At 57.2% G+C, this 15,570-nt stretch carries 19 protein-coding genes and 3 pseudogenes; 12 read left to right on the plus strand and 10 right to left on the minus strand.

The window, feature by feature from the left end:
• Positions 1-1,886: 1,886 nt before the first annotated feature.
• A pseudogene (locus tag ACP7E0_RS32695) lies at positions 1,887-2,074 on the minus strand (3-oxoacyl-[acyl-carrier-protein] reductase); the annotation flags it as partial.
• Between the two features lie 477 nt (positions 2,075-2,551).
• Between ACP7E0_RS32695 and ACP7E0_RS32700 the strand changes: the two are divergent.
• Positions 2,552-2,956: a helix-turn-helix domain-containing protein gene (locus ACP7E0_RS32700; protein ID WP_426131256.1), complete on the plus strand. Its 405-nt coding sequence runs from the start codon at positions 2,552-2,554 to the stop codon at positions 2,954-2,956.
• 256 nt (positions 2,957-3,212) lie between these two features.
• Here ACP7E0_RS32700 and ACP7E0_RS32705 read toward each other — a convergent pair whose 3' ends face one another.
• Positions 3,213-3,983, minus strand: a complete 771-nt coding sequence (locus ACP7E0_RS32705) for an SDR family NAD(P)-dependent oxidoreductase (RefSeq protein ID WP_426131257.1) — start codon at positions 3,981-3,983, stop codon at positions 3,213-3,215.
• 152 nt (positions 3,984-4,135) lie between these two features.
• Here ACP7E0_RS32705 and ACP7E0_RS32710 point away from each other — a divergent pair, with 152 nt between their 5' ends.
• Positions 4,136-4,414 carry a hypothetical protein gene (locus ACP7E0_RS32710; protein ID WP_426131259.1) on the plus strand — a complete coding sequence of 93 codons (279 nt, stop codon included), beginning with the start codon at positions 4,136-4,138 and terminating at the stop codon, positions 4,412-4,414.
• A gap of 5 nt (positions 4,415-4,419) precedes the next feature.
• On the plus strand, positions 4,420-4,866 hold the full coding sequence (locus ACP7E0_RS32715; RefSeq protein WP_426131261.1) for a periplasmic heavy metal sensor: 447 nt from the start codon (positions 4,420-4,422) through the stop codon (positions 4,864-4,866).
• A gap of 272 nt (positions 4,867-5,138) precedes the next feature.
• Here ACP7E0_RS32715 and ACP7E0_RS32720 read toward each other — a convergent pair whose 3' ends face one another.
• Positions 5,139-5,615: a group III truncated hemoglobin gene (locus tag ACP7E0_RS32720; protein WP_426131263.1), complete on the minus strand. Its 477-nt coding sequence runs from the start codon at positions 5,613-5,615 to the stop codon at positions 5,139-5,141.
• A 572-nt stretch (positions 5,616-6,187) separates the two neighbouring features.
• Between ACP7E0_RS32720 and ACP7E0_RS32725 the strand changes: the two genes are divergently transcribed.
• The 4 genes from ACP7E0_RS32725 to ACP7E0_RS32740 are packed head-to-tail and all read left to right on the plus strand — an operon-like array spanning position 6,188 to position 8,083.
• Positions 6,188-6,541: an ArsR/SmtB family transcription factor gene (locus tag ACP7E0_RS32725; RefSeq protein WP_426131264.1), complete on the plus strand. Its 354-nt coding sequence runs from the start codon at positions 6,188-6,190 to the stop codon at positions 6,539-6,541.
• Positions 6,525-6,989: an SRPBCC family protein gene (locus tag ACP7E0_RS32730; RefSeq protein WP_426131266.1), complete on the plus strand. Its 465-nt coding sequence runs from the start codon at positions 6,525-6,527 to the stop codon at positions 6,987-6,989. Before ACP7E0_RS32725 ends, ACP7E0_RS32730 begins: the two co-directional genes overlap by 17 nt.
• Before the next feature lie 21 nt (positions 6,990-7,010).
• A complete protein-coding gene (locus tag ACP7E0_RS32735; RefSeq protein ID WP_426131267.1) occupies positions 7,011-7,613 on the plus strand; it encodes a dihydrofolate reductase family protein in 603 nt (200 codons plus the stop codon).
• A gap of 23 nt (positions 7,614-7,636) precedes the next feature.
• Positions 7,637-8,083, plus strand: a complete 447-nt coding sequence (locus ACP7E0_RS32740; RefSeq protein ID WP_426131269.1) for a DUF1579 family protein — start codon at positions 7,637-7,639, stop codon at positions 8,081-8,083.
• A 288-nt stretch (positions 8,084-8,371) separates the two neighbouring features.
• Here the strand turns inward: ACP7E0_RS32740 and ACP7E0_RS32745 are convergent, their stop codons facing one another.
• Positions 8,372-9,358 (minus strand): ATP-binding protein, encoded by a 987-nt coding sequence (locus ACP7E0_RS32745; RefSeq protein WP_426131270.1) that lies wholly within the window; start codon positions 9,356-9,358, stop codon positions 8,372-8,374.
• 28 nt (positions 9,359-9,386) lie between these two features.
• Between ACP7E0_RS32745 and ACP7E0_RS32750 the strand changes: the two genes are divergently transcribed.
• The 4 genes and pseudogenes from ACP7E0_RS32750 (at position 9,387) to ACP7E0_RS32765 (ending at position 10,645) form a co-directional block, all read left to right on the plus strand.
• A complete protein-coding gene (locus ACP7E0_RS32750) occupies positions 9,387-9,851 on the plus strand; it encodes a HAMP domain-containing protein (protein WP_426131272.1) in 465 nt (154 codons plus the stop codon).
• A 77-nt stretch (positions 9,852-9,928) separates the two neighbouring features.
• Positions 9,929-10,093, plus strand: a pseudogene (locus ACP7E0_RS32755) (integrase); the annotation flags it as partial.
• 115 nt (positions 10,094-10,208) lie between these two features.
• The gene (locus ACP7E0_RS32760; protein ID WP_426131274.1) at positions 10,209-10,391 is read left to right on the plus strand and encodes a DUF3606 domain-containing protein; all 183 of its coding nucleotides are present in this window, start codon (positions 10,209-10,211) and stop codon (positions 10,389-10,391) included.
• Between the two features lie 98 nt (positions 10,392-10,489).
• Entirely contained in the window at positions 10,490-10,645 is a 156-nt protein-coding gene (locus ACP7E0_RS32765; protein WP_426131276.1) for a hypothetical protein, read from the plus strand.
• A 1,092-nt stretch (positions 10,646-11,737) separates the two neighbouring features.
• Here the strand turns inward: ACP7E0_RS32765 and ACP7E0_RS32770 are convergent.
• The 6 genes and pseudogenes from ACP7E0_RS32770 to ACP7E0_RS32795 form a co-directional block, all read right to left on the minus strand.
• A pseudogene (locus ACP7E0_RS32770) lies at positions 11,738-12,056 on the minus strand (cysteine hydrolase family protein); the annotation flags it as partial.
• Between the two features lie 328 nt (positions 12,057-12,384).
• A complete protein-coding gene (locus ACP7E0_RS32775; protein ID WP_426131278.1) occupies positions 12,385-12,705 on the minus strand; it encodes a hypothetical protein in 321 nt (106 codons plus the stop codon).
• A 4-nt stretch (positions 12,706-12,709) separates the two neighbouring features.
• Positions 12,710-13,027, minus strand: a complete 318-nt coding sequence (locus tag ACP7E0_RS32780; protein ID WP_426131280.1) for a hypothetical protein — start codon at positions 13,025-13,027, stop codon at positions 12,710-12,712.
• A 418-nt stretch (positions 13,028-13,445) separates the two neighbouring features.
• The gene (locus ACP7E0_RS32785; RefSeq protein WP_426131281.1) at positions 13,446-14,450 is read right to left on the minus strand and encodes a sensor histidine kinase; all 1,005 of its coding nucleotides are present in this window, start codon (positions 14,448-14,450) and stop codon (positions 13,446-13,448) included.
• Between the two features lie 2 nt (positions 14,451-14,452).
• Positions 14,453-14,671, minus strand: a complete 219-nt coding sequence (locus ACP7E0_RS32790) for a hypothetical protein (protein WP_426131321.1) — start codon at positions 14,669-14,671, stop codon at positions 14,453-14,455.
• A 113-nt stretch (positions 14,672-14,784) separates the two neighbouring features.
• Entirely contained in the window at positions 14,785-14,994 is a 210-nt protein-coding gene (locus ACP7E0_RS32795; protein ID WP_426131283.1) for a cold-shock protein, read from the minus strand.
• A 298-nt stretch (positions 14,995-15,292) separates the two neighbouring features.
• Here ACP7E0_RS32795 and ACP7E0_RS32800 point away from each other — a divergent pair, with 298 nt between their 5' ends.
• Positions 15,293-15,511 (plus strand): hypothetical protein, encoded by a 219-nt coding sequence (locus tag ACP7E0_RS32800; protein WP_426131285.1) that lies wholly within the window; start codon positions 15,293-15,295, stop codon positions 15,509-15,511.
• Positions 15,512-15,570 lie beyond the last annotated feature (59 nt).

Raw genomic sequence — 15,570 nt, forward strand, 5'->3', positions numbered from 1 at the left:
GATAGCGATTCTTGCAGTCGCCGCCGTCGCCAATCCGAGAAAATGGCGCCGCGCGAGATTACGCTGATTTTGCAGGTCGTTGCCTGTCATGTCCTCTCCTTCCCGGCGTCGAGCCGGCTTAAAATACAGACGAGGATTTTGCACCAGATTGGGCTAACTGGAAATCGCCCTATTAGCGCATCCATGTAACTCAAAGGGAGTATTAGGGAGTAGTGCCGGCGCGCGCTCCCGGCAGTTTCGTTGCCCACAAAAGTGCCCGGTAATGGGCAAGTGCGCATTCTAGAGCTAGGGATGAAATCAGGGGACCCTAGGTGTTTAGCGCCGGCATTTTGATGGTGCATTATTCGACTAGAAATGGAGGGATGCGCCTTGGGGCAGACTTTACACGGGAGCGCCAGCACGAGAGAGGCGGTCCGTTGGCACCGATGCCAATATCAGACCGGATGTAAGTTGGTGGCGCTTGCGTCCGGGTGAGGCCAAAACAACTCAGCGGCACGGCGGGTTAGGCCTCTAGCGCGGCGATGGACGATCGGGCGATAACGCCGACGTTCATCTTTCATCGGCTGTGATCTCTCGTCCAGTATTTCGAGTTGCGTATACCGATCGTATCACGCCTTTGGAATTTTAACCCTTTTTCTGCTGTTCATCGAACAGCGGGCGTGTCTGGTAGTTCACACGTCTGGAATCTTATCCTTTCACGAGGCGCGCTTATAAGGCCTGGGCTAAGTGGGGCGAACCAGCAGCAATCTGGCGCGGTTCCACTACGGGCGGGCCACAAAGGACGTATTACGCAGGCTTCCGACGACCATCACATCCGATAGAGTGCGCCTCTAACCCTGTATTAGACAGCCTTCCGGTCCCTTGACGGAAGACAAACCCATTTCTTTCGGAAGAAGATCGGAAACGCCGAGGCTCGGAGCTGATGCCCGCAAGGCGCGGAGATCAGAAACGTGTTCGTGAGAAACCGAGCAGAACGAGGCGGACGAGGAAAGCTGACAGCTGAACACACTGCCGACGACCAGACCTTCGCTCTCGAACCGCTCTTCATTCCCAAACTTGCCCTTGTCACAATCGGGGCCTATATTGTCTCTACAAAGTCCCTTGCGCTGTTGACCACGGATGTACTGGCAGCAGCGCGAGGCGACGATCGGGGTCGGCGCTTCGCTCGGCCTTTTTTCTTTGAGCCTTCGCGCTTTGGCACGGACTATCTGTCCTTCCTTAGTTGAGTTTTTGATCGCAGCGGTTCGCTCGCTCGCTTAGAGCGCTGATCATTCCTCGAGAAAAGGCTTGATCGACTTTTCTCGAGGACATTCGACACAACTAATTCTCCCTCGCTCCTCGAAAACATCCCGCTCCTATTGCCTGGATGCTACCGCCGGCCTCTAACATTGGGTAAAAAGCCGCGCTGTTTCGTTCTCCCTACTGCCTGTGACCGCGGTGTGAGGTACCAATTCATTAGATCAGCTGCTCTCGCTTTCCTGAGAAAGGAAGACGTAATACTGTCCATCGAAGATTACGCCAAATCAATGCTTGCTGAGGTGACAGGGCCTGAAGGACAAGCAACCAACGGATAGTGTCGATGACGACGGGAGCTGGGCCAACGAAAAACGCAAGGCTGAGCCCGAACAAGCCAAAGCCGAACGAGCCGATCCAGAGGAGGTCCAGTGTCCTGGTATTTCAATGGTAATGGTGGCCTTTGACGGCTCGGCAATTTTTGTACGAGACTCGGGCAGGAATGGCTACAAAATGGAAGGCGCAATCGGCTGATGAAGGTGGCACGTATTGATGGACGCGGCACTGACGCCCGCTATTCTCTCTCTTCCATCCCGAAGGCGTGGTTGATCGGCGCCACAGCTTCTCACCGTGATGTCTTCATGACGCAACTAGGTGTTGGCCTCAATAGTCGTGTCGATCTCTCCGGGCGTTGATGCGGATATGATGGCGCGCGAGTTCGAGGTCGAGTTGCTGATCCATTTGCCACCTGCCCCGCTTTGGTCGGCGTGTCTTCGGTCTCACCCGAGGTCGTAAACGTTCTCGTTCCGTTGATCGAGGATACGACCATGATCGAACCTCCCCTTCATGCCTTCAGAGGGGCGATCGTCAGAAAAGTTCCGAAGGGCTGGCGGAGAAGGCCGAGAATCCCGAAGGAGATGTTGGCGTATCACCAATTCTTTACCAATTGTCTGCCGCCGGGATTCCTGATCTTGGAGATGTCCTTCGCTGTAAAACCAGGACGAACGACCTAACTGAGCCCGGCGTTTACAATGCGAGCCAGCAATTTCAGCTAACCCGAGAAGACAAAAGAGGAAGTATCCGACCAAATTTGCGCTCGCCGAAGCCCCTCTGGGTCGCTGGTCGCGCCCGCCGATGGCCCAACCATAGGAACCAACGACCTAGCTGTGCGTTTTGACTGGTTCAGTAAGAAAGGAACCCATCATGAATGGCATAGTCTATATCGTCGGACTCGTCGTCATTGTCATCGCAGTTTTGTCGTTCTTCGGCCTTCGTTGAGCCAGCGCAGGGCAGGCGGTATCTCGACAGGATGAGTTATATGAAAACACCTCTTCCAACGGACATATACGTTGGCGCCAGAATACGATTGCAACGCAAGCGCCTTCAGATAACCCAGGCCGGCCTTGGCGAACGGCTTGGCATAACGTTCCAACAGATACAGAAATACGAAAATGGCACAAACCGGGTCGGCCCCAGCAGGATTCACCGGATAAGCGAAATCTTCCAGGTTCCGGTATCCTTCTTCTTTCCAGACGGGGGTCAAAGGGAGAGCGTGGGAAAATCTGACGAATTATCCTTGTTTCTCCAGACATTCGAGGGGCGGGAGCTTAATCACGCCTTTCGGCGAATTCGAGATTCGAAGGTAAGAAGAGCACTGGTTGCCTTGGCGAAGTCGATGGCTGACAAAAAAATACAGTTTCATGGTGGTAGCGAGGGCAAGTGAGCAACAAGACCCGATAGCCAGCGGCTCAACTCTTGAGAGGGTTTGATGCCAGTTAGCATGGAGCTTCTACGCCTCGCGCCAGTTCAGATCGTTTCGCGGCGAAGCCGTTTCGGCTAATTGTCGGGAAACCACATTTTTCGCACCGGAACGCGTGACATTGACGCATGTCAGTGCGCGCGCTCTAGTTTTAACATTCGGCGCCGAAAGGGTTAAAGGTCCAACTTAGACCCATTCTCTATAGTTCATGTTTATCTCCTCATGGCATCAATTGTCCGCCGTTCACCTCGATAACCTGCCCGGTGATGTATCCGGACATAGCCTCCGAGGCGAGGAAGAGGAACGCGCCGACGCACTCCTCCGGCGTCCCCTCCCGTCCCATGGGGATGGTCGTTCGCTGGGCGGCCATGACTTCCGCCGACGTATACCGGTCGTGGAATGGTGTCTGGATCAGTCCAGGAGCGACAGCATTCACCCGGATTTTGTCCTTGACGAATTCTTTGGCCTGCCCTCGGGTCAGACTGCTGACGAAGGCTTTGGCCGCTGCGTAAAGGACGGCTCCGCCGCCACCGCCATTTCTTGCTGCGATCGACGTCGTGTTGATGATGAACCCACCCCCGGACGCGACGATATGGCTGTGGGCTGCGACGCTTGCCTCCCAGAGTGACTTCGCATTCAGGTCCAAGACGCGGTCGAAATGCTCGGAAGTGGCTTCCGTGGTCGGCACTCTTCCCAACATTCCGCCCGCATTGTTGATGATGCCGTCAAGTCCCCCGAGGAGACGTGACGCCTCCTCGACGACCTTAACGCCGATACCTGGAGCACCCAGATCCCCCTGAACAAGCACCGTATTTTCAGGGTGCTGAGCCTGAAGATCTGCGGCGGCGTCGCGACTTTCGTTGAAGTGAATGGCGACGCGAGCACCTTGCGCGGCAAATGCGGACACGACCGCGGCACCAATTCCCGTCGAACCTCCTGTTATGAGGATACGCTTGCCTTTGAGGTCGGCAAACACAAAGCCATTGAACATCTTACTTCCTCCTAAACGGTCTCGTGCCTTGTAATAGCAATTACTGGGCTCAAAGCCGCATGTTTTATGATGAACATGATTAATTCTAGCCAGGAACGCTGGCCGGCAAGCGAACGCGCGGTTGCGGACGGCTTGCGCGCGATCCGGTGGGGATGGAAGCCCTCAGCGAGGCCCAACAGCTCGACGCCTATCTCGATCTTTGGCCGGACGTGCAAGTGCCCACGGGCCTGGTCCGCCGGACGACTGCATTGGCGACGCATATAAGCAACATCCTGATGATTGGTTGGAGGCTCTCGTGGATCGGGGCCGGGCTTGCGGCAGCGATGAGTGGCCTTGCAGCCGGCAGCGTGGCGGCATCGATGTTTTTGCCCGCAGACACTTACTATACCGGTACCACGATCTTCGGCGACATCGCGGACTTCGAAGAGTGACCGACATGAGCACGATCCGCCTTTACCTCATGCTGTCTGTCTTCCTTAACATCTTCCTGCTTGCGACCGTCGCAGCCGGGGCCCTTTGGTTGAACGGGGAACACCGCATGATATTTGCCGGGGCGCTTCGCGTCGCTGGATCGGAACTACCCGCCGAAGCGCGCTTGGCCTTCCGGGCAGCACTTCGGGAAGCCAGGAAGAACAAAGGCGAGAGGCTCGTGGAAGCACGCCAAGACCGCCTGGAAGCAGCGCGACTCCTTCGCGAGCCTGCCGTCGATCAGGCAGCCATAATCGAGGCTCTGGCAAAAGCACGTGCTGCAGATGCCATCGTGCGCGCCGCGGTCGAGGAAAGAGCTGTTTCCTTTGCGTCGACACTGTCACCAGAACAAAGGTCGAAACTTGCCGATGCTATCGAACAGCGAGCCAGGAGGCGCACCGAGGCCACACCGTAAGTCGCGCGGTTTAAACGCATGTGTATCCCCGCACCGTCGACGGTGTTGAATCGCGCTTGCCCGTTATATGCAGATCCGTCGGACAAAGATATTCCAAACAATATTAGGCCGGGCTGCGAGCGAGGGTGCAATGAAGCCTGGCATAGTCGCCGAGGCCAAAGAACGTTCCGCTTTCGCCAGGGCGGGCTTCAGCTTCCATATCGGCAGGACGGTTTTCGAGATGTCACCCGCAGAAGCCGAAGAAGCCCTCTCTAGAATTTGCCAATCTAGCTTCATGCACTCAGGAACGTTTGAAGGGCGGGGTCGTCGTCCGCCGGATTGTAGAAAAGCGCGAGCGTCAGGCTTCGCGCGATCCGCTCCGCTGTCGCCATGAACCAAGCCTTGGCTTCGTCGTTTGGGGCAACCTCGTCAAGCGTCGCAGCAAACAACTCCAGCCATTTTGGGAAGAGATCTGGCGTCATATTGGCAACGCCGAGATGCGCCTGGACCGGCTTGCCGCCGTATGCGCCGCTGCGAAACGCAACGGCGGACCAAAAACTCTTCATCTTCTCCATGTGCTCCGGCCAGCGGCCCGCAAGTCTTGCGTCGAAGACAGGACCGAGGTCCGGATGCGCCAACACCCGACCGTAAAAGGTCTCGACCAGGGTGCTGATGAAGGTCTCGTCGACACCGATCGTTCTCATTTCAGCTTCCGCGCGTTCGCGGATCACCGCAACATGCGCTGAGCGGCCATGCAATTCGTTGTTCATCTTAAAATCCCGGTTCCGGCGACCTGTTATTCACCGCATATAGAGATCGCGAACGCCTGACCCAAGGGCCAACAGGCAGCTGGGGCTTCTGTCCCACCGGTCAATCGACAAACGAAGGGAAGAGACTGTTTCCGAAAGCCAGCGGCTCAGCAGTCGGCCAGTGCTTGCCTGACACTTGAAATTACTCGGCAACTGCCTTCGCCTGCAACCTTATGTACGGAACAGCGGTTATCGGTCGGCCGGTCCTTCAAAAGAAGTTCGACTTGTAATCGATTACAACGACTGGCCCTGTCGGCATTGTTGATCATGACCCCTGCTAAAGCGTAATTTTTTAGTCGCCGACGGCAGAGGCTCGGTTTCCCATTGTTCTACGACCGCAAAAATCGCGGCGCTAATACAAGGGAATAAACACTCTCCTCAAAACGAGAGGAAACCTGGACTCGGGTCATGCCCCCCTCGCGAAGCCATCATCCCGGCCCTTGCAAAGCGCCTCCTTTGCCTCCACTGGCAAAGGTTGACTCTCAACGCCATTCGCTTTATTTAACAATTATGTTAATTAACGGATCCGTTAAATGCCGCCTGCCACCGACCCCTTAAGTCAAACGCTCGCGGCCCTTGCCGATCCGACCCGGCGGGCCATCCTCGCTCGGCTCGCGCAAGGCGAGGCCAATGTCAACGAGCTGGCCGACCCGTTCGCCATCAGCCTGCCGGCAATTTCCCGCCACCTCAAAGTGCTCGAAACCGCCGGCCTCGTCTCCCGTAGCCGCACCGCCCAATGGCGCCCGGTCAAGCTAGAGGGCGCGCCCCTGAAGGACCTCGCCACCTGGGTCGAGCATTATCGCCAATTCTGGGACCAGAGCTTCGACAAGATGGACGCCCTCCTCAAAGACCTCACTAAAGGAGACCCCAATGCTCGCAAGAATTGATACTATTGCCGATACAGAGCTGGTGATCGACCGCAGCTTTAACGCGCCTGTGGCTCTCGTCTTCCGCCTGTGGAGCGATAGCGACCTGCTCAAGCGCTGGTTCGGCCCAAAGGATTTCACCTGCCCCAGCTTCACCGTCGATTTCCGTGTCGGCGGCAAGTATCGCGGCCTGATCGCCTCGTCCCAATATGGCGACAGTTGGTTCGGTGGTACCTTCAAGAACATCGTGCCCAATCAGCAGATCGTCATGACTTTCGCCTGGGACGAGGGCTCAGGCCTCACAGATCTGACCGACATCACCATCACGTTCGATGAGGACGGGGGTGTCACCACGCAGCGCTTTCACCAGGCGCCGTTCATCTCCGTAGCGGACCGTGACAGCCATGTTGGCGGCTGGACGGAATGTCTCGACAAGCAGCTCGTCTATCTTGGCGACCACCGCAACTAAACCGCCGCAAGGATCATCACCATGCGCAAGCTCATCGTTTCCACTCTGATTTCCCTCGACGGTTTTTGTGCGGGCGAAGATGGCAATCCCGGCGTTTTGCCAATGGATATGGCCTTCGACACTTACAATCTCGAACGCATGCAGTCGGCCGATCACCTGCTCTTCGGGGCAACCACCTTCAACATGTTCCGCAGCTTCTGGCCCAGAGTGCAGGACAATGAGGAAGAGCCGGAAACGCTGCGGGAGATTTCCCGGCTCAACAACACCCTGCCAAAGATCGTGGTGTCCGACAGCCTGCCTCCTATCATTGCCGGCGACTGGAACGATACCGAAGTGGTGCGCCGCGCCGCAGTGAAGGATCGTATTGCGGCGCTTAAGGAGGACGAAGGCCGCGATATTCTGGTGTTCGGCAGCCATGTCTTATGGAATCATCTGCTCGCTGTCGGGCTCGTTGACGAGATCTATGTGCTAGTGGGCAGCCTGCTGCTCGGCACCGGCGTACCGGCCTTCGAAAAATCGAGCCAGGCTGGCCTGCAGCGCCTCGATACGCGCATCATCGAGGGCTCCGACACGGTTCTGCTGCGCTATGGCGTCACGCAGCCGCGGCTTGAGGGATCAATGTGAGACTACTTCGGAGGAAAAACGAGATGACCGAGACAATCTTCCCCAACGCTACCATGGCCCGTCTCGACGTGCTCGCTGGAACCTGGTCTACCCGCATCACCATGCTCGACGATATTGGTGCCGAGGCCGAGGTGTTCACGGCCACCGACCTCTATCGCTGGATGCCGGGCAGCCATTTCCTAGCCCACGACGTCGAGGCCCATATGGGTGGCGAGCCCGTCCGTTCAATGGAAATCATCGGTATTGCCGCCGATGGGGAAAGCTATGTCAGCCGCAACTACGACAATGCTGGTCAGGTCAGCGATTACACAGCAGCGCTGGATGGGCGGCATTGGCGCATCGACGGCGCGGCGGAGCGCTTCCGTGGCGACATCGCGGCCGATGGCAACACTCTCACCGGTCTCTGGCAACGCTGCGGCGCCGATCGGTGGATCGATTGGATGCGAGTCACGCTGACGCGACGCGGCTGAACGGAGCGACACATGGCGGATAGCTGATTGTGAGCCTTTGGTTCGCGTCACCCTCCGCAGTGATAGAGCGGCTTCATCTTGGAGCTGACAGCCACCGCCGCCTGAAGGCGGTAGTGGATTTTGTGCTTATAGTGTGCGCCTTGATGAGTTTTGAACCGACAAACTGTTTGAGCGATCCTGCTGTAAACTCAACAGTTCAGAGGAAGCGCCAACCGTTACAGCAAAGATCCCAGGAACATCCTCGACACCTTCAATTGAGCAGCAAGGCCCCGTTCAGATCGCTATGGTCTACGCCGTAGCAAAGACCTGAGTCTCATTGCATTCGACCTCCGCCATCGCGCCGAACGTCTCCTTCAGCACCTCCCCCAGCCTCTCGACCACCACCTCACCTTCCGGAAACCTACCGTCGGCGAGCATCATCTCGATCTGCTGGCAGATCGCGATCGCGCGAGCAGCTCCGCTGCTTGAGCAATTCGACTTCAAGGCGTGGACCAGTCGCTTATCGTCTTCGCTCCGCGCATTGATCTCCGCCGCCGCAATCTCGTAGGCCGAAAACGCGGTGCCGAGGAACAGGCCGAAGACTTTCGCACGAATATCGGTTCCGGTGCTCGACCGGAGGGCTGCGAACATCTCCAGCGTGTCGGGTGAGAGTACTGGATGTTCGGCGATCCCAACGATTTCGGAACCCTGCACGACCTCATCAGAGGCAACGGTCGCGCCTACAACATCGAGATTACGGAAAACCTGCAGCAGCTGGGCGATATTGAACGGCTTGGCCAGATAACCGTCCATCCCGGCCTCCTTCCAACGTTCGGCATCCTTGCCCATGACATGCCCGGTCAGCGCGAGGCCCGTGCAGCCAAACTTGCGAGTGATGCTGGCATCGGCCTGGGAAAATTTGGTGAAGATGCGGCCTATGTTATCCTCGGCAATGCCGACGCCGGTATCCTCGACGACGAGGCGGAACTGGCCCGGCTGTTCAGGAGCGGCGTCAACCGAGATCGTCACACCCCCTGTTTCGGTGAATTTGAGGCCGTTGTTGACGAGGTTGCTGACGATCTGCGTCAAGCGGACAGGATCACCGACAACCTTGGTGGGGACGGCGGGCGAAATATGAATCGCCATGGTCGCGAGGAATGTCGACTTGGCCTGGTTGGCGGAATCCGTCTCCTCCTTTGCCAGCCGCAGTTCCGCGGTACGCTGCTCAACCGTGTCCTCCAGCGTCTCGCTGTGCCGACGCAGCAGCCTGTCGCACGCGTCGATATGGCCGAACATTTCGTGCAATGTGGTCGGATCGATCGAGATGCATGCCGAGGTCGCGGGCCTGTGGAAACGCTATCTCACCGCTTTTGCCTATTCCGGCTTGCTTGGCCTGGTGCTGGTCATCGTCACCTCGATGCTGGCGCGAGCTCACGTGTCGCGCGTGGTCCGCCCCTTGGGCTCGCTGGCCGAAGAATTCCTGGACATCGGCACCCGATCGGACCTGACGCGGCGCCTGCAGAAGGTACGCGATGACGAGGTCGGTGTGCTGGTTGAGGCGTTCAACCACGGCAACATGAAATCGTATCTGCTTGCCCTTTTCCGGTGTCTGAACGTATTTCTGGAATGCCGCGCAGGCGACATTGCGATGATGTCGGCCATTATTGCCCCGGTTTTCATCGGGCTTGCCGGAGCCGCGGTCGATTTCAACTCGCTGATGACCCACAAAACCAACTTCAGGACATCGCTGATGCGACAGCATTGGCGTCGGCGAAAGAGGCATCACTGAACGGTTGGTCGAAGAACGCAGCAGTATCCATCGTGAAAGGCTTCCTCGAAGCGCACAAGAATTCGGGTGAAGGCACCGTGATGATCGCCTTCGCCTCTGGCGGCCGGGGGCATAGCGGGATTGCCGGGCTGCGCCGCGAACAGTTGAGCGTCGAGCCGCCGATTGAGGTGGCGGACGGCCCTCCTCTGCCCTCACTCGCCATCCATCTCGGCCGGCCGAAAACCACGACCGGCGAACAGGACATCAGTCGGCGGCTGTGGTGTGGCGCATGGTTGGTGGCCTCGATTTGAACAACGCCGATGGAACTTCCGATTCCGATAACCGTTGAATGAATGCAATCGACGGAAGGAGACGAACATGTCGGACAACAAGGAAAAGCAAGGCCAGGACCGCAAACTAGTTGCCGGTGGCGAGAAGTACGAAGTCAGCTATTTCGCGAAGAAGCACGGACTGGAGCTGAAAGACGCGCGGCGAATTATCGATGCGCATGGGCCAGATCGTGACGCAGCCGACAAAGCCGCGCAACGGTTCAAGCACTAGGGCTAGAAAGTCGATCAGTCACTCCCCATATATCAATGAGATGGCTGCGCGGCCGATTGGCCCTCTATATCGCGCCCTCGTATTTCACGGAGACTGACATGACTGAGCACGCCCAGGCGGCGACGCCTATCAAAGACGTAATCACGTTTGCGAAAAAGCATCGCATTCAAGTCGACGATGCCCAGAAAATCCTCGACGAATATGGGGAAGATCGCAAAAACGCCGATAAGGCAGCACGCAGGATCGCTGCTTAACAAAAGCGGCCGCTCGACTTCCTTAGAAGGAGCGGCCGCACGTTTACCAGTCGCCGTACGAGACGGCGTCAAGTAATAGGTAAAAACTAATTATTCTAAATTAGCTGATTTGCAGTAATATTCGATCATTGGCCTCGTGGAGGAGATCATGATCGAACGACCGGATCCGAACGACATCAACCCGGGTGATGCGTATAGAGTTTGGAGCGTTACCCAGTTTAGTGCCCGCTATCGATTGGACGAACAGGAGCAGCAGAGATTGCTCCAACTCTTCGGCCCCTTCGCGACCACTTGCGAGCTGCTGTACAACGCGAGGTGCGAGGCTCGGTGACCGAGACTACAGATTGGTAAAGGGACTGTCATGGCAAGGCCTCGACTTTATGCGTGCCGATCCTCCCCAGCGTGGCCGTTCACGAGAAACCTTCTGGCGCGAATGGGTCGCTAAGTACCGACAAGGACCGACCTCTGCGGGAATACTCCGGTGCAGGGGCCGCTATTTGATTGCCGTGGGCCTGGCCGCCTAACGCGGCTCTGCTACCTGATGCGGAATGCCGCGACTGTGATTTGTTGGCGAGCGGACCGGCGAAGGTCACAGCTCTTCGAGCACCTGAGGAAGGCCCGTATACGATGCGCGCCCATGCGCCCCTCAAGCCGAGCACCGTAGATTCGAATGTCGCCATACCATTCGATATCGAACTCGGCGATCGTTCGAAGAGTCCCACCCCCGTTTCTGGAGGCGGGTTTCAGATCAAGAACTTTCTTTGCTTTTTTCCACGCAGGGGTTGGGTGTTTTCGATGCGTGAAAGACCAACAGCATTGCAGAGTTCAACAAACGCCCGCTGACCTTCAGCATGCCTCTTGAAGTTGAGCGATTCAAGATCCGATCACCGATGGGGCTGCCTGCGACCCTCTGGACCTAGTGACGTTTAATCGTATGGCTACGTCCCGTATGGTCCACAAGAGACTATTTCGAGGGTGCGACCGGAATCTACTGGTCCGCAATCGACCGTACGAAGTCAGGGGCCTCGCCACGCCAGAAACTTCAATCTTTTTTCTTTCCGGGACAGCGACTTATGAAGGCATGTCCGTTGGTCACACGTGGCTGAGAAAATCTTCCGTCGACGAGATTTCCAGCTGTACAGAGAAACGGTCACCCAACAACTCGAGTGAAGCGTCGTGGGTATCATCAGCGCCGCTACACACGGCATCCTTCAAGAGGATAACACGATAGCCAAGGTCTACGGCTCCGAGAGCTCCAGCACACATACGCCCGTTTCTCCGCCCGAAATCGCTAGCATCTCCACCCCTTCCCCCGCCAGCACACGATGAAGGCTCGCCGGAGATCCAGGGCGAATTGTCAAATATCCTCGCCGGCGGGACCAAGGGCCTTTAATGACGGAACGAGGTCAACATTCCGAGCCGATTGACACCTCTTTCGCCGCATCGAAATCTGCGATGACCCCAAGGGCTACCGAAATTGCCTGCTGTTCTTCCATTTGCGATCCAGTTTGCTGCGGCATTTGTTTATCCCCGATCGACCGGAGGTTTAGGACAGCAGGGGATGCTCCTTCTTCCAATCCCGATGGAGGCCCCGATTTTCCACGAGGGCAATCCGTGACAGGGGAGGATGGATGCAAGGATGAGGGTTCTTTTCAAGGGGAGCACTCCGTTGTGGGTCGGAGCTGACAAACCATAGCGACGCCAAGCGGTTGGGATCAGTGCCTTCACCTTCACGGACGTCACCATCGTTTTAGTTCGGCCGATGTCTTCTGATGATCTGTCAGCATTATTTGCGCGAACGCCATAGACTTTCGTCCGACCGTTCCAGGGCCAGCGCTGGACTCATTGATTCCCACTTTTCGCAGTATGACTTCCACATCCCCGTCGCGTCCCGCGCCTTCGCTGGTGGGACGAAGCGCGTCAAGATCGTTCCTTTCGGGGTGGCGGGCCGTCAACTCGATGATGGCGGGCGACATATCGGCCAGCCACGGGCCGTGCCACGGCGTCTGCTCGGCGAACATCGCCTGCATGTCAATGCACAGATGGATCCAATTGCCCATTGGACTATACGGACGAGCCTGGCGTGGAGGTCGCATCGCCGAAACCCGACACTGCGGGAAGGTGCAACTTGAGGCCTTCAACCCCCGCTCCACCGTCGTCTTCGTCCTTGGACCGCTCCCACTCGTCCTGAGCCGGATCGCGATCGTCCGCAAATGTCGTTAGCTGGACCATCAGCGCTTTCGCATGATCGACGGCAGAATCACTATCGAGGTCGTCGTTTGCCGCCATTTTGACGGAGACCATTTCGCCTCCCTCACCCCGGAATTCGACCGTGATGAGACCCGCGTTCAAGTCGCCTACGTGCGTATCGATGAGTTGCATTTTGATCTCCTCTGTGGCCCATAACCAGCGTCGCTGGCCATTGTTCCCGCATATTCAGAACAGAAAGCGCTGACCGCACTGACGCAGGTCGTTGACCGGTCCATGAAATCCTCAACCGTCGCTACATTGAGCTGTATGGAGAACTGATCTCTCAGCAGTTTAACGTCGCATGATGCGTTTCGTCCGCCAAACTGATTCGCGTGTGTCTACGGGTATGTTGCCCACCGCCAGCACTCCGGTGTTGACCTCGCCCATAAAGTCGCAGCTCGCTTTCCGAAGGCCGGCACCATCGTCGCGTCAGAGCGCGTCAGACCGGATGACATCGATCTTCCGCCTTCCGCCGAGTTTCTGTTTAAGCCATACGACCTTGATGTCATCGCGACGCGGTTCAAAGCCCTGTCGTGACTGCTCGCGCTGGTTATGCCGACAGTCGGGTTCCGTCGAGCCGCATTTTTACGATCAGGCCCTCCTTAGACCAGTCGTGTTCCAGTCCTCCGCCTAGATGTCCAGCCAGCGTTCGGTGAAGCAGTTTGCTTCCGTAGCCCCCTGGACCATCGGGCTTCTTTACCTCTGGTCCGCCGCGCTCCGTCCATTGGATCTCCACATCGTCACCGTTGAGGGCTCCAGAAACGTCGAGCGTGCCTTCCGGCGTCGACAACGCGCCGTATTTCAGGGCATTTGTTGCCAGTTCGTGGATGACCAGCGCCAGTCCAGTCGCGGCCGTCTCGCCAACGCCCAACCGTGGAACCGCGACCCTAACCCGTCCAGCGAAAGCTCCCTCATCGTCATACGGTGCCAACAGCACGGTAATGATGTCGCCGAGCAGCGCCGCACTGCCCTGCCCGTTTGGCAGCGGCCGCACGAGATCATGGGCGCGCCCAAGAGCAGTCAAACGACCAGTAAGCTGTTTCGTCATGATCTCGACCGAACCCGAAAACCGCGAGGTGATCTGCGTCAGACCTGACGCGATCGCCAGAAGGTTCTTCACCCGATGGCTCATTTCGCCCGCGAGAAGTTCGTGGCTCTCCTCGGCGTTTTTCCGGCCGGTCACGTCCAGGAAAATTCCGGTCATCTTCCGATCGTTGATGCCCGCATCGTTTCCGCGACCGCGTGCGGAGATCCAGCGGACATCCGTGCCAACGACGATGCGGAAGTCGACCTCGTAGGGGCCGACCACACCTCTTGTGGCCGTGAACGCCGCGCGTACTCTGTCCCGGTCGGCCGGGTGGATGTTGTCGGAGAGCCGCTCAAAAGTGAGAGGTTGCTCACTCGTGACACCCCATAATGCGTAGCCATGACTATCCATGAGGAGGGCATCGGTATCAACCTGCCAGGACCACAGTGCCACACCTGCCGCCTCGAGCGCGCCGCGGAGTTCGTCGGGCGACCAGTCGGAATGATTAAGGCTATGGTCCTGCGTCATGATCAAACTCTCTTGCGGGTCTTGATTGTCGGCATCGTTGAGGCGCTCTGTCGATCCTGCTCAGCCTTAGCGAGCCGGGCCTCACGAAGACGAAAGGTCTTTTCTTCACGCGACCTCGTCGCGTGATCCACTTCCTCCACCGCGTTGCCGCGCGCGAAGAACTGGGACTGTAGATGGCCAAACGCGACTTCGGCATGTTCGCGAGATTTAGTCTGGGACATGGATCCTCCAGTGGTGGCTAAAAACGAAAAAGGCCGGACAAAAGTCCGGCCTTCCAAAAAACTAGCTTCACGCAGTGCCAGTACATCGGTGGTCAAAGCGGAAGCAGTTCAAATTAAGCAGCCTGGAGATTGCAGGCCGACATTTTGCCAGACTTGTTGTCGCGCTCCATGTCGTAAACGAGCTTCTGGCCCTCTACGATTTCGCGCATGCCAGCGCGTTCGACGGCAGAGATGTGGACGAACGCGTCAGCGCCGCCGTTATCAGGCTGAATGAAGCCGAAGCCTTTGGTAGAATTGAACCATTTTACTGTGCCTGTGGTCATGACGAACCCTTTCAAAGCAATATTAAGCGACCGCACGACCGAAGACGTACGGATGGTGGTAGCGATTGATTTTGAGAGGAAAGTTCGTTCAGGCACGGTGCTAATCGCGCGGTAACCAAAGTTCAGCAAGCAAAAGATCGATAAACCAGTGATAGGGCAATTCGAGGTGCCAGTCAACTTTTAGTTTTGATCGCGTTGATCATTCGGACAAACGTCACTGGGAAAAACTAAAGTCGACGCCGTGGAACTTCAACCATCGCCGAAGGTTGTCTTTGCTGCACCTACTGGAGAAAACGCCATGACCACGCCTCAAACGAACGCGGCACAACTGGCAGCCGACTACCTGAAACTTGGCGGCACGCGTCGCGGTAAACTCGATGACAACATCGTTGACACGAGGCAATGGGACGACGAGCCCGAGGAGGCGGCAAAATTTTGGAATGAGCAAGTTCAATCGCTGCCGGACGAACGGCGGCGCGAGGTGGAAACCAATTTGCCGACAATGCATTCCGACTAGTGTTATCGGCAAGAGCGTCGCCGCAGGCCAGTCCCGACATGCCAACTGATCTGTTGCTT

Source organism: Pararhizobium sp. PWRC1-1 (genome assembly GCF_049897905.1).
Lineage (GTDB): Bacteria > Pseudomonadota > Alphaproteobacteria > Rhizobiales > Rhizobiaceae > Pararhizobium.